Annotated in this window: 21 protein-coding genes; 11 read left to right on the top strand and 10 right to left on the bottom strand. The window is 71.3% G+C overall.

The window, feature by feature from the left end:
- Positions 1-12: 12 nt before the first annotated feature.
- Positions 13-1,437, bottom strand: coding sequence for a type I glutamate--ammonia ligase (glnA, locus tag M1L56_RS08170; RefSeq protein ID WP_067950194.1), 1,425 nt, complete (start codon positions 1,435-1,437; stop codon positions 13-15).
- A gap of 138 nt (positions 1,438-1,575) precedes the next feature.
- Here glnA and M1L56_RS08165 point away from each other — a divergent pair, with 138 nt between their 5' ends.
- Complete coding sequence (locus M1L56_RS08165; RefSeq protein WP_067950193.1) at positions 1,576-2,010, top strand: RDD family protein; 435 nt, start codon at positions 1,576-1,578, stop codon at positions 2,008-2,010.
- A gap of 53 nt (positions 2,011-2,063) precedes the next feature.
- On the opposite strand, the gene M1L56_RS08160 is transcribed toward M1L56_RS08165, so the two are convergent.
- From M1L56_RS08160 to lipB, 3 genes are all read right to left on the bottom strand, one after another.
- Positions 2,064-2,786: a DUF4191 domain-containing protein gene (locus tag M1L56_RS08160; RefSeq protein WP_067950191.1), complete on the bottom strand. Its 723-nt coding sequence runs from the start codon at positions 2,784-2,786 to the stop codon at positions 2,064-2,066.
- 61 nt (positions 2,787-2,847) lie between these two features.
- Entirely contained in the window at positions 2,848-3,837 is a 990-nt protein-coding gene (gene lipA, locus M1L56_RS08155) for a lipoyl synthase (protein WP_067950189.1), read from the bottom strand.
- A complete protein-coding gene (lipB, locus tag M1L56_RS08150; RefSeq protein WP_248598845.1) occupies positions 3,834-4,481 on the bottom strand; it encodes a lipoyl(octanoyl) transferase LipB in 648 nt (215 codons plus the stop codon). The genes lipA and lipB overlap by 4 nt, the downstream gene beginning before the upstream one ends.
- A gap of 114 nt (positions 4,482-4,595) precedes the next feature.
- Here lipB and M1L56_RS08145 point away from each other — a divergent pair, with 114 nt between their 5' ends.
- The gene (locus M1L56_RS08145) at positions 4,596-6,218 is read left to right on the top strand and encodes a hypothetical protein (RefSeq protein WP_248598844.1); all 1,623 of its coding nucleotides are present in this window, start codon (positions 4,596-4,598) and stop codon (positions 6,216-6,218) included.
- On the opposite strand, the gene sucB is transcribed toward M1L56_RS08145, so the two are convergent.
- The 3 genes from sucB to M1L56_RS08130 all read right to left on the bottom strand — a co-directional run bounded on the left by sucB (position 6,215) and on the right by M1L56_RS08130 (position 10,812).
- Positions 6,215-7,801 carry a 2-oxoglutarate dehydrogenase, E2 component, dihydrolipoamide succinyltransferase gene (sucB, locus tag M1L56_RS08140; protein ID WP_248598843.1) on the bottom strand — a complete coding sequence of 529 codons (1,587 nt, stop codon included), beginning with the start codon at positions 7,799-7,801 and terminating at the stop codon, positions 6,215-6,217. The genes M1L56_RS08145 and sucB overlap by 4 nt on opposite strands.
- 67 nt (positions 7,802-7,868) lie before the next feature.
- Positions 7,869-9,242, bottom strand: coding sequence for a dihydrolipoyl dehydrogenase (gene lpdA, locus M1L56_RS08135; protein ID WP_248598842.1), 1,374 nt, complete (start codon positions 9,240-9,242; stop codon positions 7,869-7,871).
- 94 nt (positions 9,243-9,336) lie between these two features.
- Entirely contained in the window at positions 9,337-10,812 is a 1,476-nt protein-coding gene (locus M1L56_RS08130) for a leucyl aminopeptidase (RefSeq protein WP_248598841.1), read from the bottom strand.
- Between the two features lie 88 nt (positions 10,813-10,900).
- Between M1L56_RS08130 and M1L56_RS08125 the strand changes: the two genes are divergently transcribed.
- The 4 genes from M1L56_RS08125 (at position 10,901) to M1L56_RS08110 (ending at position 15,447) form a co-directional block, all read left to right on the top strand.
- Positions 10,901-11,818, top strand: a complete 918-nt coding sequence (locus tag M1L56_RS08125) for a proteasome assembly chaperone family protein (protein ID WP_067946987.1) — start codon at positions 10,901-10,903, stop codon at positions 11,816-11,818.
- A 272-nt stretch (positions 11,819-12,090) separates the two neighbouring features.
- Entirely contained in the window at positions 12,091-13,452 is a 1,362-nt protein-coding gene (locus M1L56_RS08120) for an RNA polymerase sigma factor (RefSeq protein ID WP_248598840.1), read from the top strand.
- A gap of 7 nt (positions 13,453-13,459) precedes the next feature.
- Positions 13,460-14,716 (top strand): Mur ligase family protein, encoded by a 1,257-nt coding sequence (locus M1L56_RS08115; protein ID WP_248598839.1) that lies wholly within the window; start codon positions 13,460-13,462, stop codon positions 14,714-14,716.
- Complete coding sequence (locus tag M1L56_RS08110) at positions 14,713-15,447, top strand: type 1 glutamine amidotransferase (protein ID WP_248598838.1); 735 nt, start codon at positions 14,713-14,715, stop codon at positions 15,445-15,447. Before M1L56_RS08115 ends, M1L56_RS08110 begins: the two co-directional genes overlap by 4 nt.
- Before the next feature lie 88 nt (positions 15,448-15,535).
- On the opposite strand, the gene M1L56_RS08105 is transcribed toward M1L56_RS08110, so the two are convergent.
- On the bottom strand, positions 15,536-15,772 hold the full coding sequence (locus M1L56_RS08105; RefSeq protein WP_067946979.1) for a hypothetical protein: 237 nt from the start codon (positions 15,770-15,772) through the stop codon (positions 15,536-15,538).
- Positions 15,773-15,920: 148 nt separating this feature from the next.
- On the opposite strand from M1L56_RS08105, the gene M1L56_RS08100 reads away from it, so the two are divergent.
- On the top strand, positions 15,921-17,999 hold the full coding sequence (locus tag M1L56_RS08100; protein ID WP_248598837.1) for a DNA topoisomerase IV subunit B: 2,079 nt from the start codon (positions 15,921-15,923) through the stop codon (positions 17,997-17,999).
- Between the two features lie 92 nt (positions 18,000-18,091).
- Here the strand turns inward: M1L56_RS08100 and M1L56_RS08095 are convergent, their stop codons facing one another.
- Positions 18,092-20,560 carry a DNA topoisomerase (ATP-hydrolyzing) subunit A gene (locus M1L56_RS08095; protein ID WP_248598836.1) on the bottom strand — a complete coding sequence of 823 codons (2,469 nt, stop codon included), beginning with the start codon at positions 20,558-20,560 and terminating at the stop codon, positions 18,092-18,094.
- Positions 20,561-20,636: 76 nt separating this feature from the next.
- On the opposite strand from M1L56_RS08095, the gene M1L56_RS08090 reads away from it, so the two are divergent.
- A complete protein-coding gene (locus tag M1L56_RS08090) occupies positions 20,637-21,782 on the top strand; it encodes an alkaline phosphatase family protein (protein WP_248598835.1) in 1,146 nt (381 codons plus the stop codon).
- A gap of 25 nt (positions 21,783-21,807) precedes the next feature.
- Here the strand turns inward: M1L56_RS08090 and M1L56_RS08085 are convergent, their stop codons facing one another.
- Entirely contained in the window at positions 21,808-22,389 is a 582-nt protein-coding gene (locus M1L56_RS08085; protein ID WP_067946970.1) for a DUF3043 domain-containing protein, read from the bottom strand.
- A gap of 40 nt (positions 22,390-22,429) precedes the next feature.
- Here M1L56_RS08085 and M1L56_RS08080 point away from each other — a divergent pair, with 40 nt between their 5' ends.
- From M1L56_RS08080 to coxB, 3 genes are all read left to right on the top strand, one after another.
- On the top strand, positions 22,430-23,866 hold the full coding sequence (locus tag M1L56_RS08080) for a dipeptidase (protein WP_248598834.1): 1,437 nt from the start codon (positions 22,430-22,432) through the stop codon (positions 23,864-23,866).
- A 108-nt stretch (positions 23,867-23,974) separates the two neighbouring features.
- Positions 23,975-24,325, top strand: a complete 351-nt coding sequence (erpA, locus tag M1L56_RS08075) for an iron-sulfur cluster insertion protein ErpA (protein ID WP_067946967.1) — start codon at positions 23,975-23,977, stop codon at positions 24,323-24,325.
- Between the two features lie 198 nt (positions 24,326-24,523).
- The gene (gene coxB / locus M1L56_RS08070; RefSeq protein WP_067946965.1) at positions 24,524-25,417 is read left to right on the top strand and encodes a cytochrome c oxidase subunit II; all 894 of its coding nucleotides are present in this window, start codon (positions 24,524-24,526) and stop codon (positions 25,415-25,417) included.
- Positions 25,418-25,423: the final 6 nt, after the last annotated feature.

Here is a 25,423-nt window from a genome sequence, read left to right as displayed (position 1 = left end):
TGGGGCGAGAGTCTAGACGCCGTAGTAGAGCTCGAACTCGAACGGGTGGGGACGCTGGGCCAGGGGCTTCAGCTCCTTCTCGCGCTTGTAGTCGATCCAGGTCTCGATGAGCTCCTTGGTGAACACGCCGCCCTCGAGGAGGAAGTCGTGGTCGGCCTCGAGCGCGTCGAGCGCCTCGCCCAGCGAGGCGGGAACCTGCGGGATCGACTTGGCCTCCTCCGGCGGGAGCTCGTAGAGGTCCTTGTCGACCGGCTCGTGCGGCTCGATGCGGTTCTTGATGCCGTCGATGCCCGCCATGAGCTGCGCGGCGAACGCGAGGTACGGGTTGCCCGAGGCATCCGGCGCGCGGAACTCGATGCGCTTCGCCTTCGGGTTCGTCCCGGTGATCGGGATGCGGATCGAGGCGGAGCGGTTGCCGGCCGAGTAGACCAGGTTGACGGGGGCCTCGAAGCCCGGGACCAGGCGGTGGTACGAGTTCACCGTCGGGTTCGTGAAGGCCAGCACGGCGGGAGCGTGCTTGAGGATGCCGCCGATGTACCACCGGGCGATGTCGGAGAGACCGCCGTAGCCGGCCTCGTCGTAGAACAGCGGTTTGCCGTCGTTCCACAGCGACTGGTGGGTGTGCATGCCGGAACCGTTGTCGCCGAAGAGGGGCTTCGGCATGAAGGTGGCCGTCTTGCCCCACTCGTTCGCCGTGTTCTTGACGATGTACTTGAACTTCAGGATGTCGTCGGCCGCGTGGACCATCGTGTCGAACTTGTAGTTGATCTCGCCCTGGCCGGCGGTGCCGACCTCGTGGTGCGAGCGCTCGACCTCGAGGCCGACCTCGATGAGCTTGAGGACGATGTCGTCGCGCAGGTCGGCGTGCTGGTCGACCGGCGAGACGGGGAAGTAGCCGCCCTTGTACGGGGTCTTGTTGGCGAGGTTGCCGCCCTCTTCCACGCGGCCGGAGTTCCAGGCGCCCTCGCTCGAGTCGACCGAGTACGAGCTCGAGTGCTGGTTCACCTCGTAGCGGACGTCGTCGAAGATGTAGAACTCGGCCTCCGGCGCGAAGAACGCGGTGTCGGCGATGCCGGTCGACGCGAGGTACTTCTCGGCCTTCTTGGCCACCTGGCGCGGGTCCTTCGCGTAGATCTCGCCGTTGCGCGGGTTGTAGATGTCGAAGACCATGACCAGCGTGCGCTCGGCGCGGAACGGGTCGACGTAGGCCGTCGAGACGTCGGGGATGAGCTGCATGTCGGACTCGTGGATCGACGCGAAACCGCGGATCGAGGAGCCGTCGAACAGCTGGCCGACGGTGAAGAAGTCCTCGTCGACGGTGGCGGCCGGGATGTTGAAGTGCTGCTGCACACCCGGGAGGTCGGTGAAACGGATGTCGAGGAACTTGACGTCCGTCTCCTTGATGAACTTGAGGACTTCGGAAGAATCACTGAACATGTGACGGTGCTCCAAGGCGGGTTGGGGGGCGAGACGCAGTCGTTCGACCGCTCACGACGGTAGCCGGGTGCCGTTTCCCGACCATGACGCGAATGTTTCCGCCGTGTTACGCGGACCGGGCCCCGGTAGAATCGTCCGGTGAGCCAGCCTGCCCCCGCCCCGTCCGGAGACCTCGAGCCGAGCCGGTACCCGGGGGAGCGGCTCGGCCTCCCGGAAGAGGGCATCGGCTCCGTCGCCAGGCTCGGCCGGCGATTCGCGGCGCTGCTGATCGACTGGGCGATCGCGAACGTCATCGCGCTGCTCGTCGGCCCCTACGCCTCGAACGCGCAATCGTGGGCCACGCTGGGCCTGTTCGCGCTCATGCAGGTGCTCTTCATCCCCACCATCGGCGGCAGCATCGGCCACCGCGCGCTCGGACTGCGCGTCGTCCCGCTCGGCGGGGGATGGGTCGGCCCCTGGCGACCGGTCGTGCGCACTCTGCTCCTCGTCTTCGTCATTCCCGCCCTGATCTGGGACTCCGACCAGCGCGGCCTGCACGACAAGGCGGCGGGCACAGTCCTGATCCGCGCCTGAGAGGACGGCGGCATCCGCTCGAGTGAACGGATGCCGCAGGTGGGAGTCGTCGGTCAGCGCATCTTGCCGCGCTGCGGGCGCACCTTCATCGGGTCGATGCCCTTCGGGATCGGCAGCGACGCCTGAAGCGAGTTCAGCCGGTTCGTCACCGCGAGGACCTCGGGCTTGGTGAGGGTCCGCTTCTTCTTGCGCAGCGTGGCGGGGAGGCGGTGCAGCTCGACCGAACCCTCCTCGTGACCCACCGAGAGGAGCGTCACGGGGACGTTCGGGAGCACGCGGTTGATCTTGCGCTTCTCGTCCTCGAGCATCCGCGTCGTGCGCGACCTGGGACCCTCGCTGATCAGCACCACGCCGCCGCGGCCCACCGCACGGTAGACCGCGTCCTGCGTCTTGCCGTTGACCGCGACAGGCATCTCGTTGCCCACCCAGCCACCGCGCAGGCCGCTGCGGAGGACCGCGCCGACGGCACCGGGCTGACCGTCGATCTGCGAGTACGCGGCGCGCTCGGCTCGTCGTCCGAGGATCACGAGCGCGATGAGGATGCCGGCGAGCACGCCCGCGACGATCCAGAGCGCGATCGTGAAGCCGTTGCCGCCCGCGAGCCAGAGCGCGAGGCCGAGGCTGACGAGGATCGGAAGCAGGAAGCCGAGGAGCATGAGCCACTGGGCGCTCGAGTCGTAGCGGCGGGTCATCTGGAAGACCTGCCACATCTGCTTCATGCGGCCGGGCTCCTTGCGGGGCTTGGGGGAGGACCCGGCGTCCTTGGTGCGTGCCATGCGTCAAGGATACCGGCGGCGGGCGGCCCCCTCGGACGTCCGAGGGGGCCGCCCGTACAGCTCAGCCGACGGCCTGCGCGAACCCGAGCGACTCATCCGCGAGATGCGACAGTTCCGGCGGCAGCGTGCGGCCCTTGGCGCGCATCGACTGCGCCCAGAGCCGGCCGGCCCGGTAGGACGAGCGGACGAGGGGCCCCGCGAGCACGCCGAGGAATCCGATCTCCTCGGCCTCCGCCTTGAGTTCGACGAACTCCTCGGGTCGGACCCATCGTGCGACCGGCAGGTGCCGGGGACTCGGCCGCAGGTACTGCGTGATCGTGATGATGTCCGTTCCGGCGTCGTGCAGGTCGCGGAGCGCCTGCGAGATCTCGGACCGGTCCTCGCCCATGCCGAGGATCAGGTTCGACTTCGTGATGAGCCCGGCGTCGCGGCCCTGCGTGATCACGTCGAGCGATCGCTCGTATCGGAACGCCGGACGGATGCGCTTGAAGATGCGCGGCACCGTCTCGACGTTGTGCGCGAACACCTCGGGCTTCGCCGAGAAGACCTCGCCGAGCAGTTCGGGACGGCCGGAGAAGTCGGGCACGAGGATCTCCACGCCCGTGCCGGGGGACTGGCGGTGGATCTCGCGTATGGTCTCGGCGTACAGCCAGGCGCCCTCGTCGGGCAGGTCGTCGCGGGCCACCCCCGTGACGGTGGAGTACCGCAGCTGCATCCGGACGACCGACTCGGCGACCCGGCGCGGCTCGTCGACGTCGTAGTCCGCGGGCTTGCCGGTGTCGATCTGGCAGAAGTCGCACCGCCGGGTGCACTGGGAGCCCCCGATGAGGAACGTCGCCTCGCGATCCTCCCAGCACTCGTAGATGTTCGGGCATCCGGCCTCCTGGCAGACCGTGTGCAGTTCCTCGCCCTTCACCAACTGCTGGAGCTGCCGGTACTCGGGCCCCATCTTCGCGCGCGTCTTGATCCACTCGGGCTTCCGCTCGATGGGCGTCTGCGCGTTGCGGACCTCGAGGCGGAGCATGCGGCGGCCGGCGGGATCGGCGCTCATGCGGCCACCCCCTCGGCCGGCGCGAACTCGGCAGCGAGTCGCGCGCGCACGGACGGCACGACCTCCGCCGGAGCCACGGGCCGCCCGAGCACGCGCGTCATGGTCGTGACGCCGGCATCCCGGATCCCGCAGGCGACGATCTTCTCGTACGGGTCGAGGGAGTTCGAGCAGTTGAGCGCGAAGCCGTGCATGGTGACCCCGTCGGCGACGCGGATGCCGATGGCGGCGATCTTCTCCTCGATGCCGTCCCGGAGGATCCAGACCCCGGAACGACCCTCGACGCGTTCCCCTCGGATGCCGAAGTCGTCGAGCACCCGGATGAGCACCCCTTCGAGGCGTCGGACGTAGCCGACGACGTCGATGGGTTCGGCCAGGCGCAGGATCGGATAGCCGACGAGCTGGCCCGGTCCGTGCCAGGTGATCTTGCCGCCCCGGTCGACGTCGACCACGGGCGTGCCGTCGCTCGGTCGTTCGTCGGGGGCGGTCCGCTTGCCGGCGGTGTACACCGGCTCGTGTTCGAGGAGGATGACGGTGTCCGGTCGCTCACCGGAGACCACCGCCTGATGGACGGCGCGCTGGAGGGAGAGGCCCTCGCTGTACGGCACGGAGTTGGCGCTTAGCCCCGTGACGACGTAGTCGAGCATGGGGCCTAGTCTAGGTGGACGACCCGTCCTCCCCAGCGCCGTGAGGTCCTTCGCCGTACCCCTACCAGCTGGCGGCGTGGCCGTCGGCGCGTCCGGAGACGGGACGATCGGCCCATGCCGAAGCCGTCCATCCGACTTCCCCGATCGCGAGCCGCACGACGTGCCGACCCGCGCGCTGCCGACGAGTCCGCCCGGTGCGCGTCCGACGCGTCAGAAGAGACGACGTCGACCGACACCGCGCTCGCGGGCTACCGGCTCCTGCGCCGGCTCGCCGCCGGTGATCGGGCCGATATCTACCTGGCGGTCGCGGATGGCGCTTCCGGGCGCTCCCCATTCGCGCCGGAGGACGCCGAGGCCGTGGCCTCGAGTGCGCCGCTCGTCGTCATGCGCGTCTACGGGCCGGGATCCGACGACGAGGCGATCACCACCGAGATCGAGGCGATGGAGGCCGATGCCACCGGTACCCTGCCGCGCCTGCTGGATGTCGCGAACGTGCGCGACGGCCGGGGCTGCCTGGTGGTCGAGAGGGTGGCGGGCCGTCCGCTCTCGGAGCTGCTCGCCGACGGACTCGCTCCGGGACAGGCCGTGACCGCACTCGCGCCGGTCGTCGTCGCGCTTCGCGGTCTCGCGGATCGGGGCTTCGTCCACACCCGTCTCGCCCGGTTCGACCTCGTGATCGACGACTCCGGTCGGCCCCGGCTGCTCGGACTGGGGGCCCTTCGGCGCACCGACCGGTTCGCCACCGCAGCGGACCGCGTCGCGGTTGTTCGCGAGGGGCACGCCGCCATGCTCCGCCTCATCGAGGACGTCGCCGCCCGGTGTTCCGACCCGTCCGCCTTCTCCGGACCGACCGAGCTCCTCCGCGCGGCGCTGGAGGCGCGGCCGTTCGAACGCGTCGAAGCGCAACTCGAGCGAGCGCTCTTCGCGGTCGCGCCCGCGGAGCCGATCGTCGCCTCGGTGCTCCGTCGACCGCCGGAGGTGCCCGCGCTCCGTTCGAGGGCGCTCGGGATCGCGGACGCGCCGGCGGAGCCGGTCTCGCCGGCCGACGAGTCCGCCGAACGCGATCCCGGAGCACCGGCACGACGAGGGCGACTCGCCGCCCTGCTGCAGCTCTCGCCGGACGCCGTCGATGGACTGGCCTCGGCGCTGGACGCCGATCCCCGGGCGCAGGCAGTCCGCCGGATGTCGGACTGGACGCGTCAGCGCCGACCGGCGCTGCTCGCCGGTGGCCTGATCGGCGCCGCCGCCCTCGTCGCGCTGCTCACCGCGGTCCCTCCGGCGTCCTCGGCCGAGTCGGGGGCCGACAGCGGGACGACCACCCCGACCGCGGGCGCGGATGCGCCGGAGGTCGGTGACCTCGACGACCGACTCGGTCCTCCCGGGGCCGACGCGGGCGCGATCCCTGCCCGAGCGTCGCTCGCGGACCTGCCCGAGGACCCGGTGGCTGCGGCGGCCGCCCTGCTGGAGATCCGGCAGACGTGCCTTGCCGCGCGCGATGTCGACTGCGTGCTCGCGGTCGACCAGCCGGGCTCGCCGATCGCCGTCCGTGATCGGGGTGAGATCGACGCCGACGGCCCGGCACCGGACGACGTCGATCTCGACGCGATCACGGTGGCTGCCGACCTGGGGGATGCGGTCGTGCTCACCGTGCCCTGGAGCGAGGTCGAACGCGAACCGGCCTCGCTCCTGATGATGCGGAGCGAGGCCGGTTGGCGTCTGCGGGAGTGGTTCGACTAGATCCCGAGGTCGCCCTCGAAGTCGCCCTCCTCGAGGCGTGCCTTGACCGCGGTGAGGAACCGGGCGGCGTCGGCGCCGTCGATGATCCGGTGATCGTACGACAGGGCGAGGTACACCATCGAGCGGATGGCGATCGCGTCCGACCCGTCCTCCGAGATGACGACCGGCCGCTTCACCACGATGCCCGTGCCGAGGATGGCCGTCTGGGGGAGGAAGACCACCGGCGTGTCGAACAGCGCGCCGCGCGAGCCGGTGTTGGTCAGCGTGAACGTGCCGCCGGCCAGTTCGTCGGGCTTGAGCTGGTTGTTCCGCGTGCGCTCGGCCAGGTCGGCGATCTGCTTCGACAGGCCCGCGAGGTCGAGCTCGCCCGCGTCGCGGACGACCGGGGTGAGCAGACCGCGCTCCGTGTCGACCGCGATGCTGAGGTTCTCGCGCTCGGGGTAGACGATCGACTCGCCGTCGACGGTCGAGTTGATGATCGGGTAGGCGCGCAGCGCTTCGACGGCGGCCAGGGCGAAGAACGGCAGGAAGGACAGCTTCGTGCCGGTCTTCTCGAGGAACTCGCCCTTCACACGGTCGCGGAGACGGGCGACACGCGTGACGTCGACCTCGACGACCGAGGTGAGCTGGGCCGTCGACTGCATCGAGACCACGGCGCGCTCGGCGACGACCTTGCGCAGCCGGGTCATCGGCTGGGTGGTGCCGCGCAGCGGCGAGGTCTCGAGCTGCTGGCGAGCCGGCGCGGCCTCGGCGGCCGGAGCGGCCGCCGGCGCGGAGCCGGCGGAGAGCACGTCCTGCTTGCGGATGCGTCCGCCGACGCCGGTGCCCTGCACCGACGCGAGGTCGACGCCCTGCTCGTTGGCGAGCTTGCGCACGATCGGCGTGACGTAGCCGGACGGGCCGGCGTGGGCGCCACCGGACTGCGGAGCCTCCTGCGCGGGGGCGGCGGGCTGCGCGGGCGCCTGCTGCGGCTCAGGCTGGGCCTGCGCCGGAGCCTGCTGGGGCTCGGCCTGCGCCGGGGCCTGCTGCGGGGCCGGCGCGGCCTGGGGTGTGGACTCGGCGGGAGCCGCGCTCTCTTCGGCCGGGGCCGGCGACTCGTACCCGCCGAGCTCCGACGGAGCGGCGGGCGCCTGCGGCGCGGGGGCCTGCTGCGGTTCGGCCTGTGCCGGGGCGGAGGGGCCTTGGTCTGCCGGCGGCGTGGCGGGAGCGGACGGCTGCTCGACGGGCGACGCGGTGGGCGCCTCGGCGGGCTGCGCCTCGGCGGCCGGCGCCTCCGCCTGGGGGGTCTCGGCGGGCTGCGCCTCACCGGACTCCGCGGGCTGCGCCTCACCGGACTCCGCGCCGGAGCCGTCACCGATCGTGACGAGGGCGGTGCCCACCTCGACGGTCTCGTCCTCCTGGACGAGGATCGCCTCGATGACGCCCGCGACGGGCGACGGGATCTCGGTGTCGACCTTGTCGGTCGAGACCTCGAGCAGCGGCTCGTCGACCTCGACACGGTCTCCCACGTTCTTCAGCCAGCGGGTGACCGTGCCCTCCGTGACACTCTCACCGAGTGCCGGGAGGCTGACGGATTCGCTCATGCGCTTGTCTCCTTCACAGCGTGTGACGCGTTCTAGCTTATTGCAGTCGTGTTTCGGCGGCCCGGGATCAGAGCGCGTGGAGCGGCTTGCCCGCGAGCTTCAGGAACGCCTCGCCGAGCGCCTCGTTCTGCGTCGGGTGCGCGTGCACCAGCGGGGCGATGTCCTCGGGGTACGCCTCCCAGTTGACGGCGAGCTGGGCCTCGCCGATGAGCTCGCCCACGCGGGCGCCGATCATGTGGACGCCGACGACGGGGCCGTCGTTCACGCGCACGACCTTGATCGACCCGCTCGTCTCGAGGATGTGGCTCTTGCCGTTGCCCGCGAGGTTGTACTCGTAGGAGGAGACCTGGTCGGCGCCGAACTTCTCGGCGGCCTTCGCCTCGGTGTAGCCGATCGAGGCGACCTCGGGCTCGCAGTAGGTCACCTTGGGGATGTTGACGTCCTCGACGACGATCGGGTTCAGGCCCGCGATCTCCTCGGCGATGAAGATGCCCTGCTGGAAGCCGCGGTGGGCCAGCTGCAGGCCGGGGACGATGTCGCCGACGGCGTACACGCCGGGCGCGCTCGTGCGGAGGCGCTCGTCGGTGATGACGAAGCCGCGGTCGATCGTGACGCCGGCCTCCTCGTAGCCGAGGTTCGCGGTGACGGGACCGCGTCCGACCGCGACGAGCAGGAGCTCGGCCTCGATGGTGTCGCCGTTCTCGAGCGTGATGACGACGCCGTCATCGTGCTGCGTGACGCCCTGGAAGCGGACGCCCAGCTTGTAGTCGATGCCGCGCTTGCGGAACGCGCGCTCGAGCTGCTTGGAGATCGACTCCTCCTCGTTGGGGACGAGGTGGGGGAGCGCCTCGATGATCGTCACGTCGGAGCCGAAGGACTTCCACACGCTCGCGAACTCGACGCCGATCACGCCGCCGCCGAGGATCGCGACCTTCTGCGGGACGAAGTCGAGCTCGAGCGCCTGCTCGCTCGTGATCACGCGGCCGCCGATCTCGAGGCCGGGGAGCGAGCGGGAGTAGGAGCCGGTGGCGAGCACCACGTTCTTGCCGACAAGGCGCTGGTCGCCGACCTGCACCGCGTTCGGGGCGACGAGGCGGCCCTCGCCCTCGACGACGGTGATGCCGCGCGCCTTGATGAGGCCCTGGAGGCCCTTGAACTTGCTGGCGACGATGCCCTCGCGGTACTTCGTCACGGCGGGCACGTCGATGCCCTCGAACGTCGAGCGGACGCCGAACTTCGACGACTCGCGGGAGTTGTCGGCGACCTCGGCGGCGTGGAGCAGCGCCTTGGTCGGGATGCACCCGCGGTGGAGGCACGTGCCGCCGAGCTTGTCCTTCTCGACGAGGGCCACCGTGAGGCCCAGCTGCACGGCGCGCAGCGCGGCCGCGTAGCCGCCGCTGCCGCCTCCGAGGATGACGAGGTCAAAGTTCTGCTCGGACAAACCGGAATCTCCCTTGCGCGTCGGATCTGCGGCGAGAACTGCCCCGGCTCATGGCCGGGCAGGCTGCAGGGCGGTGATCGCCCCTACGACCTTACTACCTGGCGGCGAGCTGCTCGCCCAGCGCGACGAGGGTGCGGACGGCGGCGCCGGTGGCGCCCGGGCCGGTGTGCCCCCAGGCGGATCCGGTGTTGAACGAGGGGCCCGCGATGTCGAGGTGCGCCCACGGGATGCGCGGTCCGTCGTCGCCGTCGCGGCGACCCACGAACTCCTGGAGGAACACGCCCGCGAGCAGCATCCCCGGCACCACCGTGCCGAGCTTCGTGTTGGCCAGGTCGGCCACGTCCGACTTTAGCAGCGGCCGCAGGTCGGACGGCAGCGGCATGGGCCACACGGCCTCGCCCGCGGCATCCGCTGCCCGTCGCACCTCGGCGACGAGGTCGTCGTCGCCCATGAGGCCGGCGATGCGGTTGCCGAGCGCGACGACCTGCGCGCCGGTGAGGGTCGCCACGTCGACGATCGCGTCCGGGCGTTCCTCGCTGGCCGCGGCGAGCGCGTCGGCCATGACGAGCCGGCCCTCGGCGTCGGTGTTCAGGACCTCGACCGTGGTGCCGCCCTTCATCCGGATCACGTCGTTGGGGCGCGCGGCGTGGCCCGACGGCATGTTCTCGGCGAGGCAGAGCCATCCGGTCACGCGGACGGGCACGCCGAGCTCGGCGATCGCGACCATCGCCGCGAGCACCGCGGCGGCGCCCGCCATGTCCGACTTCATGCCGACCATCGACGCTCCGGGCTTCAGCGAGAGCCCGCCGGAATCGAACGTGATGCCCTTGCCGACCAGGGCGAGGTGAACGGATGCCGCGTCCGGCGCGTACTCGAGGCGCACGAGCCGCGGCGGGCGCGACGACCCTGCGCCGACGGCGGCGATGCCGGCGAAGCCCTCCGCGACGAGCGCCTCCTCGTCGAGCACGCGGACGTCGATGCCCACGGCGGATGCCGCCTCGGCGGCGGCGTCGGCGAGGACCGCGGGCGGCAGGTCGTTGGGCGCCGCGTTCACGAGGTCCTTGGCCCGGGCGACGGCCGCCGCGGTCGCCCGGATGCGGTCGAGCCGGACGGCGTCGCCGTCGTGCTCCGTGAGGAGCACCACGCGCTCGGGGCCGGCCGGCGCTTCGCGGTAGCGCGAGTAGCCGTAGGCGCCGAGTGCGGCGCCCTCGAGGGCCGCTTCCGCGACGTCCGCCGCGGTGCCCTCCGGCAGCGCGACCGCCACGGTCGCCGCCGCGCTCAGCGCGCGCGAACCCGCGCCGGCTGCGAGGCGGAAGGCTGCGGCATCCGTCGCCTCGCCGAGGCCGCACACCGCCACCACGCGGGTCCGCTCGCCCGGTGCGACGAGCCGGGTGACCTCGTCGGCCCCGGCCTTCGCACCCAGGGCCGCGAGTGCGCCCGGCACCCACTCGAATCCGACCGGAGCGAGCACCTCCGGTCCGTCGGTGCCGCGACGGGCGAAGACGAGGAGGGCATCGGCGTCGGAGTCGGAGGGGAGGGCGGTGCTGAGCTCGAGGCTGGGAACGGGCATGGAACCGATCGTAGGTGTTCGCTGTGGGCATCATCGCCCGCGTCCCGCATCCGGACGGGGGCGGGCGCGGCGTCAGTAGCCTTGGAGCATGCGCGATCCCCGCTCCCTCTACGAGTTCGACCCGACCGTCGAGGTGCCGCCCGGCCTGCCGCTCGTGGCGGGCCTGACCGGATTCGCGGATGCGGGCGGCGCGGTCGCGCAGACGACCGAGTACCTGCGCTCGACCCTCGAGACGAGGACCGTCGCCACCTTCGACGCCGACGAGCTGCTCGACTACCGCGCGCGACGGCCGATCATCCTGTTCCAGGAGGACCACCTCACCGACTACCGGCCGCCGCGCCTCGCGCTCGACCTCGCCCGCGACGAGCTCGGCCAGCCGTTCCTCCTCATGACCGGCTTCGAGCCCGACTTCCAGTGGGAGCGCTTCAGCCGCGCCGTGCTCGACCTCATCGATCGACTCGAGGTCGGTTCGACCACCTGGATCAACTCGATCCCCATGCCCGTGCCGCACACCCGCCCCATCGGCGTGACCGTCAGCGGGAACCGGGCGGACCTCGTCGAATCGATGTCGGTGTGGCGACCGACCACGCAGGTGCCCTCGAACGCCTTGCACCTGGTCGAGTTCCGTCTCCAGGAGCGCGGCCACCCCACCAGCGGCTTCGTGCTGCTCGTGCCGCACTACCTCGCCGATGCCGAGTACCCGACCTCGGCCGTCGCGGCCCTCGAAGCGATCACCGCATCGACCGGGCGGATCTTCCCGACCGACGCGCTCCGCGAGCAGGGTCGCGAGTTCACCGCGCGGATCGACGAGCAGGTCGCGGAGAACGGCGAGCTCGCCAAGCTCGTGCACGCGCTCGAGGAACGGCACGACGCCTACATGGAGGGCACCACGCTGCGGTCGCCGCTGACCGATGAGGACGGCGAGCCGCCGTCGGCCGACGAGATCGCGGCCGAGCTGGAGAAGTTCCTCGCGTTCCGGCGCAATCGCGACGATGAGCGGAATTGACCGGCGGGAGGGGAATGCCGCGCAGGCGCCACGCGTTGCACCAGAACGATGGGTGAAGTGCGCCCGATCCCGGCGGTGTCGCGGGACGGACGACGCACGTCGCCCTGTATAATGGGGGGAAGGACCCGTTCTGGTCCGCCGTGCGGCTCGCGCCGCCGACGACGCGGACTTGACATGGGTCCTCATCGTGTCCGAAATCGCCGGATCGCGACGTTCTCCCGCGTGTCCGAGCTCGGGCACCGCGCGCGACGGTGAGGAAGAGGTTCAAACGCATGGCAACCAAGGCCACCACGGCGGCGACCGACGAGGCCGAGGCGACGACCGCCGCCGGCTCCACGTCGAAGCGCTCCACCGCGACGAAGAAGACCACCGCCGCCAAGGGCGGCAAGCGCGCCACGACCGCGTCGAAGACCCCGCGCACCTCCACCGCGAAGGCCGCCAAGGCCAAGTCCGCCAAGGCGGCCGGCGCCGACGTCGACGACGAGGAGGTGGAGGTCGAGCCCGAGGAGCTCGACGACACCGAGGTCGACGCGACCGAGGTCGTCGACAGCGCCGACGCGACCGAGGAGGCACCGGCCGACGAGGCCGCCCCCGCTCCGGCGGAGGAGGAAGAGGAGGCCAAGCCCATCCCGGCTGAGCCGCACCCCACGGGCGCGCTCGTCCTGCGGGCCTCCGACGACGAGGACGAGATCCCGGTCTACTCCACGACGATCACCGGCGCGACCGCCGACCCGGTGAAGGACTACCTCAAGCAGATCGGCAAGGTCGCGCTCCTGAACGCGGCCGAAGAGGTCGAGCTGGCGATGCGCATCGAGGCGGGCCTCTTCGCCGAAGAGAAGCTGTCGCACATGTCCGACGCCGAGAAGAAGTCCCAGCTCGGCCGCGAGCTCCAGTGGGTCGCCCGCGACGGCCAGCGCGCCAAGAGCCACCTGCTCGGTGCGAACCTGCGCCTCGTGGTGTCGCTCGCCAAGCGCTACACCGGTCGCGGCATGCAGTTCCTCGACCTGATCCAGGAGGGCAACCTGGGTCTCATCCGCGCGGTCGAGAAGTTCGACTACACCAAGGGCTTCAAGTTCTCCACGTACGCGACCTGGTGGATCCGCCAGGCCATCACGCGTGCGATGGCCGACCAGGCCCGCACCATCCGCATCCCGGTGCACATGGTCGAGGTCATCAACAAGCTCGCCCGCGTCCAGCGGCAGATGCTGCAGGACCTCGGCCGCGAGCCCACGCCCGAGGAGCTGTCGAAGGAACTCGACATGACTCCCGAGAAGGTCATCGAGGTGCAGAAGTACGGGCGCGAGCCCATCTCGCTGCACACCCCGCTCGGCGAGGACGGCGACAGCGAGTTCGGCGACCTGATCGAGGACACCGAGGCGGTCGTGCCGGCCGACGCGGTGGGCTTCACGATGCTGCAGAAGCAGCTCGAGTCGCTCCTCGACTCCCTGAGCGAGCGCGAGGCCGGCGTCATCCGCATGCGGTTCGGGCTCGGGGACGGCATGCCGAAGACCCTCGACCAGATCGGCGACACGTTCGGCGTGACGCGTGAGCGCATCCGCCAGATCGAGTCGAAGACGATGGCGAAGCTCCGTCACCCGTCGCGTTCGCAGTCGCTCCGCGACTACCTCGAGTAGGCCCGCGGTGAAGTACGCGCCGGCGATCCTCGTCGGCCGGCTCGTCAGGTTCGCCGCTCGGCTGCGCAAGCCGGGCGGCGGATCGGCGGTTCCCGGCCTGATCGTCAACCGCATCGCGCCGGGCTACCTGAAGTCCACGCTCTCCGGATTCCCGCAGGGGCTCGTCGTGGTTTCGGGGTCGAGCGGCAAGTCCACGACCACGAAGATGCTCGTGGCGATCCTGCGTGCCCACGGCGAGCGCGTGTTCACGAACCCCTCGACGGCGAACATCAGCCAGGGCCTCACCTCGGCGCTCCTCGAGCAGGCCGACTGGCGCGGCCGCGTGCCCGGGGATGTCGCGGTCCTCGAGATGGACGAGGGCCACGGCGCGCTCGTCATGCAGGGCGTCGACGCTCGGATCGTGACGCTGACCAACGTCATGGTCGACCAGATCGATCGATTCCACGATTCCGAGATGGTCGCCGGCATGCTCGCGCGCATCGCCGACCGCGCCCACGAGGCCGTCGTGGCGAACGCCGACGACGCGTACCTGATGCGACTGGCCGCGGCCCTGCGACCCGAGGTGGCGGTGCGCCGCTTCGGCGTCTCCGCGGACGTCCTCGCGGCGGCGCCCCGCGGGCTCGGCCACACGGAGACCAGCCCGACGCGGCTCGACCCCGCCGACGGGGTCGTCGTGGCATCCGTCGACGGCGCCTCGACCGTGCTCGCCGACGGTGCGGCATCCGTGCCCGTCGGCCTGCCGGCCCGCGGTACGCACTACGCGGTCGATGCCGCGGCCGCCTACGCCACGGCGAAGCAGGTGCTGGGGGAGCGGTTCTCGTCCGAGACCGCGGCGGCCGCGCTGAGCGCGATTCCCGCCGTGTTCGGCCGGGGCGAGCGCGTGACGGTGCGGGGCCAGGAGGTCGACTTCGTCCTCGTCCAGAACCCCGCGAGCTACCAGCTCAACGTCGACAGCATCGCACCGGGCACCGAGCAGGTCCTCTTCGCCATCGGCTCCGACGTCCGCGACCCCTCGTACTTCTGGCCCGCCGACGCCTCCTCGCTCGGCCGCGTGTCCATCGTGAGCGGCTCGAAGGCCGCGGAGGCGGCGCTGATGCTCGCCTACGACGGCGTCGAGATCGACCGGGTCGAGCCCGACCTCGGTCGCGCGCTCGACGACTTCCTCGCGGCACCGGCGCCCGCATCCGGCATCAAGACGATCGTCTTCTCGGCCGATTCGATGCGCCGCACCCGGTCCCACCTCGGACTCACGGGAGCGGAATGACCCTCACGATCGTCTCGCTGCTGCCCTCGCTGCAGAACACGAACGGCGACGCCGAGAACGCGGCGGTGCTCGCCGCCCGGGCGCGCTGGGCGGGCCTCGACGCGCGCGTCGTCGCCGTCGAGCAGGCGGCCGACCTTCCGGAGCGGGTCGACGCGGTCGTGCTCGGCTCAGGAAGCGACGCCTCCCTCGACGTCGCGCGCGAGCGGCTGCTCGCGCTCGTCGACGAACTGCGGCGGTGGGGTACCGAAGGCGTGCCCATCCTCGCGGTCGGGACCGGCTGGGAGCTGCTGAGCTGGGGGATCGAGCGGGCCGACGGATCGACCGTCGAGGGCCTCGGCATCGTCGCCGGTCGCGGCGTGCCGCGTGAGCACCGCATCGCCGGCGACCTCGTCGTGCAGGTGCCGCGCATCGGGCTGCTCGTGGGCTTCGAGAACCACGCGCGCGACTACGTGGGCGCCGAGGCGTCGCCGCTCGGGCGGGTGCGCGCCGGCACCGGCAACGGCCGGAGGTCGGGTCAGGAGGGCGTCCGCATGGGCGACGTCATCGGAACCCACCTGCACGGCCCCGTCCTGGCGAAGAACCCCGTGCTGGCCGACGCGATCCTGCGGAGGATGTGCGAGCGTGCCGGGCTCGAGTACGCTCCCGGAGCGCGCACCGCGGAGGTCGACGGCTACGCCGAGACGGCTCGGCAGGCGCAGCTGCGCGCGGCCGGGGTGAACGCCGCCGTCTGACCGGGGTTCCGGCCGCGGCATCCGTTCGGCTCGCAACACGACGAACGCCCCGGATCGCTCCGGGGCGTTCGTGTCGTCTGGGGCGCGCTCAGTCGCGCGTGTCGGTGAGGAGCCGGCTCGACTCGTCGTGCCAGCTGTGGGCGATCTGCGACAGCTTCTCTTCGTGCTTGCGGCCGTGGTGGGCGCAGAAGAGCAGCTCGCCGCTGGAGACGACCACGCGGATGTAGGCCTGCGCGCCGCAGGCGTCGCACCGGTCGAGCGCCGTGAGCTCGTGGGGGGTGTCGAGTTCGTCGACCGCACCGGCGGTGTCGGTGTACTGGGTCATGGCGCCTCCTCCATTGCTCACGATCCGATCATTCCGTTCACCAATGAAAACACGCGCGGTGCTGCGAACCTTCCGTGCGGACCCGCATTTCGCTGACCGCGAAGCGCCTGGCCTGCATCGGGGGTGGCCCTCAGTAGGCTTGTGCGACGTGAGCTCCGACTATTCCGCCCGCCATCTCTCCGTGCTCGAGGGCCTCGAGGCCGTCCGCAAGCGACCGGGCATGTACATCGGCTCGACCGACTCCCGGGGCCTCATGCACTGCCTCTGGGAGATCATCGACAACTCGGTCGACGAGGCGCTCGGCGGCCACGGCAGCGAGATCGACGTGGTGCTCCACGCCGACGGCAGCGTCGAGGTGCGCGACCGCGCGCGCGGCATCCCGGTCGACGTCGAGCCGAAGACCGGGCTCTCGGGCGTCGAGGTGGTCTTCACCAAGCTGCACGCGGGCGGCAAGTTCGGCTCGGGCTCCTACTCCGCGTCGGGCGGCCTGCACGGCGTCGGCGCCTCGGTCGTCAACGCGCTGTCCGAGCGACTCGACGTCGAGGTCGATCGGGGCGGCGCGACGTGGGCGATGTCGTTCCACCGCGGCGAGCCCGGCGTCTTCGCCGATCGCGGCGCGCCCTCGCCGCAGTCGCCGTTCACGCCGTTCGAGCAATCGAGCGAACTGCGCAAGGTCGGGCGTGTCGCGAAGGCCGTGACGGGCACGAGGGTCCGCTACTGGGCCGATCCGCAGATCTTCACCAAGGGCGCCGCCTTCCAGCTCGACGAGCTGCTGAACCGCGCCCGGCAGACCGCGTTCCTCGTCCCGGGCCTCGCCATCTCGGTCATCGACGAGCGGGGCGAGGAGCCGGAGACGCACCGGTTCCGCTTCGAGGGCGGCATCTCCGAGTTCGTGGAGCACCTCGCCGTCGACGGTCCGGTCACCGACGTCTGGCGCCTCACGGGCGACGGCCGCTTCACCGAGACCGTGCCGGTGCTGAACGAGCACGGCGCGATGATCCCCACCGACGTCGAACGGCACTGCCACGTCGACGTCGCGCTCCGCTGGGGCACCGGCTACGACACGGTGACCCGCAGCTTCGTCAACATCATCGCCACGCCGAAGGGCGGAACCCACCAGGCGGGGTTCGAGCAGGGGCTCCTGAAGTTCCTCCGGCAGCAGGTCGAGCAGAACGCGCGCCGCCTCAAGGTCGGCAACGACAAGATCGAGAAGGACGACGTGCTCGCCGGACTCACCATGGTGCTCACCGTGCGACTGCCCGAGCCGCAGTTCGAGGGTCAGACCAAGGAGGTGCTCGGCACCCCCGCCGTCCGCTCGATCGTGGCATCCGTCGTGCAGAAGGCGCTGGGGGAGCGGTTCGCCTCGACCAAGCGCGACGACAAGGCGCAGACGGCGATGGTGCTCGAGAAGATCGTCTCCGAGATGAAGGCGCGCATCTCGGCACGCACCCACAAGGAGACCCAGCGGCGCAAGAACGCCCTCGAGACCTCCTCGCTGCCCGCGAAGCTCGTCGACTGCCGTTCGTCGGATGTCGCGCAGAGCGAGCTGTTCATCGTCGAGGGCGACTCGGCCCTCGGCACCGCCAAGCTCGCCCGCGACAGCGAGCACCAGGCGCTCCTGCCGATCCGCGGCAAGATCCTCAACGTGCAGAAGGCCAGCATCGCCGACATGCTGAGCAACGCCGAGTGCGCCTCGATCATCCAGGTCATCGGCGCCGGCTCCGGTCGCACGTTCGACCTGTCGGCGGCGCGGTACGGCAAGGTCATCATCATGAGCGACGCCGACGTCGACGGCGCGCACATCCGCACCCTGCTCCTCACGCTCTTCTTCCGCTACATGCGGCCGATGATCGAGGACGGTCGCGTGTTCGCAGCCGTGCCGCCGCTGCACCGGGTCGTCGTGATGAATCCCGGCTCGAAGCCGAACGACGTGATCTACACGTACTCCGAAGCGGAGCTGAACGGCGTGCTCGCCACGCTGCGCAAGCAGGGCAGGAAGTACCAGGACCCGATCCAGCGGTACAAGGGGCTCGGCGAGATGGATGCCGACCAGCTCGCGACCACGACCATGGACCGGCAGTACCGCACGCTCCGGCGGGTCGGCGTGGCCGACGCCGAGAACGCAGGTCGCGTCTTCGAGCTGCTCATGGGCAACGAGGTGGCGCCGCGCAAGGAGTTCATCGTCGACAGCGCCGCCGCGCTGACGCGGGACCGCATCGACGCCTGACTCGGCCTTGCGGGCAGCAGACGGCTCCGTGGCGTTCGGCCACGTCCAGGCCGGGCGCGCATCGGAGCCGATCGCGCCGTCGGCCGGCCAGGTCAGCGGATGGCGCGCCCGACGACCTGCACGACCGCCTCGAGCGGCTGGCCCGAGCCGTCGCGCTTGGCGCCGCCCTCGGGCAGGGCCCGCACCGTGCCGTCCGCGGCGAGGGCGTGCGCCGGGCCGGGTCCGACCCACGCGACCGACAGGGCGTCCTGGCCCTTGAGGAACCGGTGCGCGCGGACTCCGCCGGTCGCCCGGCCCTTGCCCGGGTACTCGGCGAAGTCGGAGACCTTGGCCGCACCGGGGTCGGCGCCGAGCAGCGTGTCGCTGGCTGCCGCGACGGTGACGACGACCGCTCCGTCGATGTCGTCGCGAGCGAGCGCCTCGAAGTCGATGACCCGCGCGCCGGAGGCGAGCTTGATGCCGGCCATGCCGCCCGCCGGGCAGCCCTGGGGGCGAACCGCGGAGGCGGGGAAGTGCAGCAGCTGGGCGTCGCTGGTGACGAAGACGAGCTCATCGTCGTCGCCGCCCTGGGACGCCCCGATCACGCGATCGCCCGGCTTCAGGGCGATGATCTCGAAGTCCGGTCGAGCCGGGTAGGTGCCGGGCGCGACGCGCTTGACGACGCCCTGCTCGGTGCCGAGCACGATGGGCTTGGGCGACTCCAGCGAGACCACGGCGACGACGCGCTCGTCGCGATCGGTGAGCGCGAGGTACTCGCCGGCCTTGACGCCGGCCGCCAGGTGCACCGAGTTGGCCGGCAGGACGGGCAGTTCGAGCGGCGAGAACCGGATGAGGCGTCCCTTGGAGGTCACCGCCCCGATCTCGGTGCGGCTCGTGGTGTCGAGCTCGGAGCGGACGGCGTCGTGCTTGGCCCGTCGCGCCGGGGGTGCGAGCTGCACGGCGTCGGTGCCCTCAGCTGCGTCGATGCGGGCGATCCGTCCGGTGGCGCTCAGGATGACCCGGCAGGGCACGTCGGCGTGCTGGAGGTCGGCCGGGTCGACCGCCTTGCGCGTCTTCGGCTGGACCTTCGCCTCGGTCAGCATGGTCCGCCGTGGGGTGCCGTAGAGATCGGCCGCCCGGCTGAGCTCCTCGCCGACCTGGGCGCGGATGCGCGCGTCGCTGCCGAGGAGTTCCTCGAGGTCGGCGATCTCCGCGAGGAGCTGGTCCCGCTCGGCCTCGAGCTCGATGCGCGAGAACTTCGTGAGCCGGCGGAGGCGGAGCTCGAGGATGTACTCGGCCTGCAGTCGGCTGAGGTCGAACACGTCGATGAGGCGCGAGCGTGCGGCATCCGCGTCGTCGCTCGTGCGGATGACCTGGATGACCTCGTCGATGTCGAGGATCGCGATGAGCAGCCCCTCGACGAGGTGCAGGCGCTCGCGTCGCCGCGCGAGGCGGAACTCCGAGCGCCGGGTCACGACCCGGATGCGGTGCGCCAGGTACACCTCGAGTAGCTCGCGAAGGCCGAGCGTCTGCGGCTGGCCGTCGACGAGGGCGACGTTGTTGATGTTGAAGCCGTCCTCGAGCGGTGTGAGCCGGTAGAGCTGCTCGAGCACCGCCTGCGGGTTGAAGCCGGTCTTGACGCCGATCACGAGGCGCAGGCCGCGGTTGCGGTCGGTGAGGTCGGTGACATCCGCGATGCCCGTGATCTTCTTGGCGTTGACGCCGTCCTTGATCTTCTCGATGACCTTCTCGGGGCCGACGAGGTAGGGCAGCTCGGTGACGACGAGGCCGGTCTTGCGTGCGGTGAGCTGCTCGATGCTCACCTTCGCGCGGGTCTTGAACGAGCCGCGCCCGGTCGCGTAGGCGTCGCGGATGCCCGCGAGGCCGACGATCGTGCCACCGGAGGGGAAGTCCGGGCCCGGCACGTACTCCATGAGCTCGTCGAGCGTCGCCTGCGGGTGCTCGAGCAGATGGCGCGCGGCCGCGACGACCTCGATGAGGTTGTGCGGCGCCATGTTCGTGGCCATGCCCACCGCGATGCCGCTCGCCCCGTTCACGAGCAGGTTCGGGATGGCGGCCGGCAGCACCTCCGGCTGCTGGTGCGAGTTGTCGTAGTTGGGGACGAAGTCGACGACGTCCTCGTCGAGGTCGTCGGTCATCGACATGGCGGGCGGCGCCATCCGCGCCTCGGTGTAGCGGGCGGCGGCCGGGCCGTCGTCGAGCGACCCGAAGTTGCCGTGGCCGTCGACGAGCGGCACGCGGAGCGTGAAGGGCTGCGCGAGCCGGACGAGCGCGTCGTAGATCGCCGAATCGCCGTGCGGGTGCAGCTTGCCCATGACCTCGCCCACGACGCGGGCGGACTTCACGTGGCCGCGATCGGGCCGGAGGCCCATGTCGCTCATCATGTAGAGGATGCGGCGCTGCACCGGCTTCAGGCCGTCGCGCGCATCCGGCAGCGCGCGCGAGTAGATGACCGAGTAGGCGTACTCGAGGAACGAGCCCTGCATCTCCTCGGCGACGTCGACGTCGTCGATCCGCTCGGCGATCTGGGAGGCGGGGGACTCGTTCTTGCCTGGGGTCATTCGTCGTCTCTGGGCAGGGCGCGATGCGCGCACGGGGGAACGGGGACCGCGCCCGGCCTGTGCCAGACTGGGCGCGATGCCTGCCATGCTACCGGTGCCCGCCGACGGAGCCCCGCGGCTCACCGCAGTCCTGGGCGCCGCCCTCGCATCCGTGGCCGGTGGCCCGAACCCGCTCGGCCTGCCGTCCGCGACCTCGGCCGTCGTGGTGCTCGTCGACGGCCTCGGCGCGGCCAATCTCGCGGCCCGTTCCGGCCACGCCCGCGCGCTGGCCGGCCGCATGTCCAGGCGGGACGTGATCCGCACGGTGTTCCCGTCGACGACGGCGGCGGCGATCGCGAGCTTCGCCACCGGGCTCATGCCCGGCGTCCACGGCCTGATGGGCTACCGCGTGCCGGACCGCCGCCACGACCGCGTCGTGAACCAGCTGAGCGGCTGGGACGACCGCATGGTGCCGGAGGAGTGGCAGCGGCACGCGACCGTGTTCGACCAGGCGCTCGAGCGCGGCATCCGCGCCGTCGCCGTCGGCGGCACGCGCTACGCGACCTCGGGCTTCACCCGCGCGGTCCTGCGCGGCGCCGAGTACCGGGCCGGCGCGACGATCGCCGACCGCTTCGCCGAGGCCGCGCGCGTCGTGCAGGAGGGGCCGGCGCTCGTGTACGTCTACGTCTCTGAGCTCGACCAGATCGCGCATGCGCACGGCTGGGAGTCCGACCGGTGGATCTCCGCGCTCGAGTCGCTCGACGCCGAGGTCGCCGCATTCGAACGGCGGATGCCGCGTGGCGTCGGGCTGCTCGTCACGGCCGACCACGGCATGGTCGACGTGCCGGCGCACCGCCACGTGTTCGTCGATGCGAGGCCCGACCTGCTCGAGGGGATCCGCCACGTGGCGGGGGAGCCGCGATGCCTCGGGCTCGTCTTCGAGCCCGACCTCCCGGCGACCGACCGGGCCGCACTCCTCGACGGATGGCGCGAGGCCGAGGGCGCACGGGCGTGGGTGCTCTCCGGCGACGAGGCGGTGGCCGCCGGGCTCTACGGCGACGTCGACCCCGCCAACCGGGACCGCATCGCCGACATCCTCATCTCGGCCCGCGCGGGCGTCGCGTACTACGACCGGCGGGAAGCGGATCGCCGGGGCGAGTCGATGGTCGGCCAGCACGGCTCGATGACCGACGACGAGACGCGGATCCCGTTGATCCGTGCGGGCGTCTTCACGCGGTCCTGAGGCTCCGTCGGAGCGCCGGGCAGTCTCAGGCCGGGTACTGGCCCCGCTTGACCTGGGGCTTGGGCAGGCGCAGCGGCCGGAGCTGCAGCGCGCGCATCGCGGCGTACCAGCGGACCCGCTCGACCTTGTCGGCGCCGAACCGGGCCGCGAGCTTCCGCTGCAGCACGAAGCCGAGGATGATGACGTCGACCACCGAGACGAGGAAGAACGCCCAGAGGGCGAAGATGCCGATCGTCTGCACCTCGTAGCTCGGCACGAACGTGAGCACGATCACGACGAACATGACGGGGATGAGGATCTCGCCGATGCTGAATCGCGCATCGACGTAGTCGCGCACGTACTTCTTCTGCGGACCCCGATCGCGAGCCGGAAGGTACTTCTCGTCGCCGGCCGCGAGGCCGAGCCGGGCCCGCTCCCGGGCCTCCGCGGCCTTCGCGCGGGCCTGGCGCGCCGCTTCCTTGCGGTCGTTCGGCACGAGCGGACGCTTCCGAGCGGCCTCGCGCTCGGCGCGGGTCGGGGTGGGGGCGCCCTTGCCGACCTTGGGTGCGGCGTGGTCGCCGTCGCCGGTCTGCGGAGCGGGGAGGTCGGTACTGGGGTGCTTTGCCACGGGAGTCCTCGTCGATTCGGTTCGCCTTAAGATTACCCGCATGACCGACCTGCGACCCGACGTCCAGCCTGCCCGCGACTCCGCCGATCCGACCGTCGAACGGCTGCGTGAGGCGGTGGAGGCAGGCTTCCCGCGCACCGTCGCCGATCTCACTCGTCTCGTCCGCATCCCGTCGGTCTCGTGGGCCGCCTTCGATCCCGCGCACGTCGCCGCGAGCGCGGACGCGGTCGCCGAGCTCGTGCGCGACCTCGGCGTCTTCGACGTCGTCGACATCCGTCGCGCGCCGATCGGCGAGGGCGACGGGGCCGCACTCGGCCAGCCTGCCGTGGTCGCGCGGCGCGCCGCCCGCAACGGACGGCCGACCGTCCTGCTGTACGCGCACCACGACGTGCAGCCGCCCGGGCGCGACGAGGACTGGGACTCCGCCCCGTTCGAGCCGACGCTCCGCGGCGACCGGCTGTACGGCCGGGGCGCGGCCGACGACAAGGCCGGCGTCATGGCGCACGTGGCCGCCATCCGTGCGCTCATCGACGTCGTCGGCGAGGACCTCGACCTCGGCATCGCGCTCTTCATCGAGGGCGAGGAGGAGTTCGGTTCCCGCTCGTTCGCGGCCTTCCTGCGGGAGAACCGCGACCTGCTCGAGGCCGACGCGATCGTGGTGGCCGACTCCAACAACTGGGACGTCGACACCCCGGCGCTCACCGTGGCGCTCCGCGGGAACGTGACCTTCCGCCTCACGGTCTCGACGCTCGACCACGCCTCGCACTCGGGCATGTTCGGCGGCGCGGTGCCGGATGCGATGCTCGCGGCGGTGCGCCTGCTGGACTCCCTGTGGGACGCCGACGGAGCCGTCGCCGTCGAAGGGCTGCGGTCCGCGGACCTCGCGACGCCGGACTACCCGGAGGCGCAGCTGCGGGCCGAGACGGGGCTGCTCGACGGCGTGGAGCCCATCGGCCGCGGCAGCATCCTCTCGCGCATCTGGGCACAGCCCTCGATCACGGTGACGGGGATCGACGCCCCCTCCGTCGCGAACGCGTCGAACACCCTTCTCCCGAGCGTGTCCGTCCGGCTGAGCGCGCGCATCGCGCCCGGCCAGGACGCCGGCGAGGCGCTGGCGGGGTTGCAGGCGCACCTGCGCGAGCGCGCCCCCTTCGGCGCCCACCTGGCGATCGACGACGTCGACACGGGCCAGCCGTTCCTCGTCGACACGAGCGGTTGGGCGGTCGCCGAGGCGCGCGTGGCCATGGCCGAGGCATGGGGGAGGGAGCCCGTGGACATCGGCGTGGGCGGTTCCATCCCGTTCATCTCCGAGCTCGTCGAGGAGTTCCCCGCCGCGCGGATCCTCGTGACGGGCGTCGAGGACCCCGACTCGCGCGCGCACAGCCCGAACGAGTCCCTCCACCTCGGGGTGTTCCGGAGGGCGGTGCTGACCGAGGCGGCGCTGCTCGCCCGGCTCCAGGCGCGGTCCTCCGCCTGAGGCACGTCGCCCGCACGATCACGGATGCCGCACCCGGGCAACGCCGGCGGGGGAGCTGCCCAGCCTGCGCGGGTACAATCGAGGCACCGAAGACTTCCGAGGAGTGACATGAGCGACACGATCACCGACGCCGCCCACGGCGTGAAGCTGAGCGAGCCCGCCGCCGCCAAGGTGCGCAGCCTCCTCGAGCAGGAGGGGCGCGACGACCTCCGTCTCCGCGTCGCCGTCCAGCCCGGCGGCTGCTCCGGCCTCATCTACCAGCTCTACTTCGACGAGCGGATGCTCGACGGCGATGCCGTCGTCGACTTCTCCGGCGTCGAGGTCGTGGTCGACAAGATGAGCGTGCCGTACCTCGACGGTTCGACCATCGACTTCGAGGACTCGATCCAGAAGCAGGGCTTCACGATCGACAACCCGAACGCGCAGGGCAGCTGCGCGTGCGGCGACTCGTTCCACTGAGACCCACGTCGCTTCCGGAAGGGAGATCCGCCACGGCGGGTCTCCCTTCCGCATTTTCCGCAGGTGGTCCGCCTTTTCGCCGCACATCTCGCTGAATGGACGCCGAGCGTGCACGACCGGGGTGCCGGTACGGAGTAGGCTAGGACCGATCAATGCGCTTCGCTGAGAAGCGCCTTCGAGTCTCCCGAAAGGTCACCGGTGCGCCACAATCGCCGTCTCCGATGGGCTGCTGTTCCGATCGCAGCGACGCTCAGCCTCGTCCTCGCCGGATGCACGCAGGCACAGCTGAACGGATTCCTCCCCGGGTTCGTCGAGGGCGAGCCGCCCACGACCAACCACGCCGAGCGCATCTCCGGCCTGTGGGTCACCTCGTGGATCGTGCTGCTCATCGTGGGCGTGGTCACCTGGGGCCTGACGATCTGGGCGGTGATCGCCTACCGGCGTCGCAAGGGCCAGACGGGCCTGCCGGTGCAGCTGCGCTACAACATGCCGATCGAGGTGTTCTACACCGTCGTGCCGCTCATCCTGGTGCTCGGCTTCTTCGCCTTCACCGCGCGTGACCAGGCGGCGATCGAGGAGCGGTTCGCCGAGGACGACGTCGACGTCAAGATCGAGGCGATCGCGAAGCAGTGGGCGTGGGACTTCAACTACGTGAACGAGGACGTCTACTCGGCCGGCATCCAGGCGCAGCTCGACGAGGAGGGCCCCGCCGGCTCCGTCAAGCAGGAGGAGCTGCCGACCCTGGTGCTGCCGGTCGGCGCGAACGTCGAGATCGCCCTCGAGGCCCGCGACGTCATCCACTCGTTCTGGGTCGTGGACTTCCTCTACAAGAAGGACATGTTCCCGGGCAAGACCAACTACATGTCGTTCGTCCCGGAGCGCGAGGGCACGTACGCCGGCAAGTGCGCGGAACTCTGCGGTGAGTACCACTCGCTCATGCTCTTCAACGTCGAGGTCGTCTCCGAGGCCGAGTACGAGGACTACATCGAGTCGCTGCGCGACGCCGGCCAGGAGGGCCAGCTGTCGAGCGAGTACGACCGCAACCAGAACCTGCCCGGCACGGGCGCGCCCGAACTGAAAGAGGAAGAGTAAGCCGCG

Source organism: Agromyces sp. C10, from assembly GCF_023217995.1.
Taxonomy (GTDB): Bacteria; Actinomycetota; Actinomycetes; order Actinomycetales; family Microbacteriaceae; genus Agromyces; species Agromyces indicus.
The sequence above is the reverse complement of the archived record's forward strand: the minus strand, read 5'-3'. Positions and strand labels throughout refer to the sequence as shown.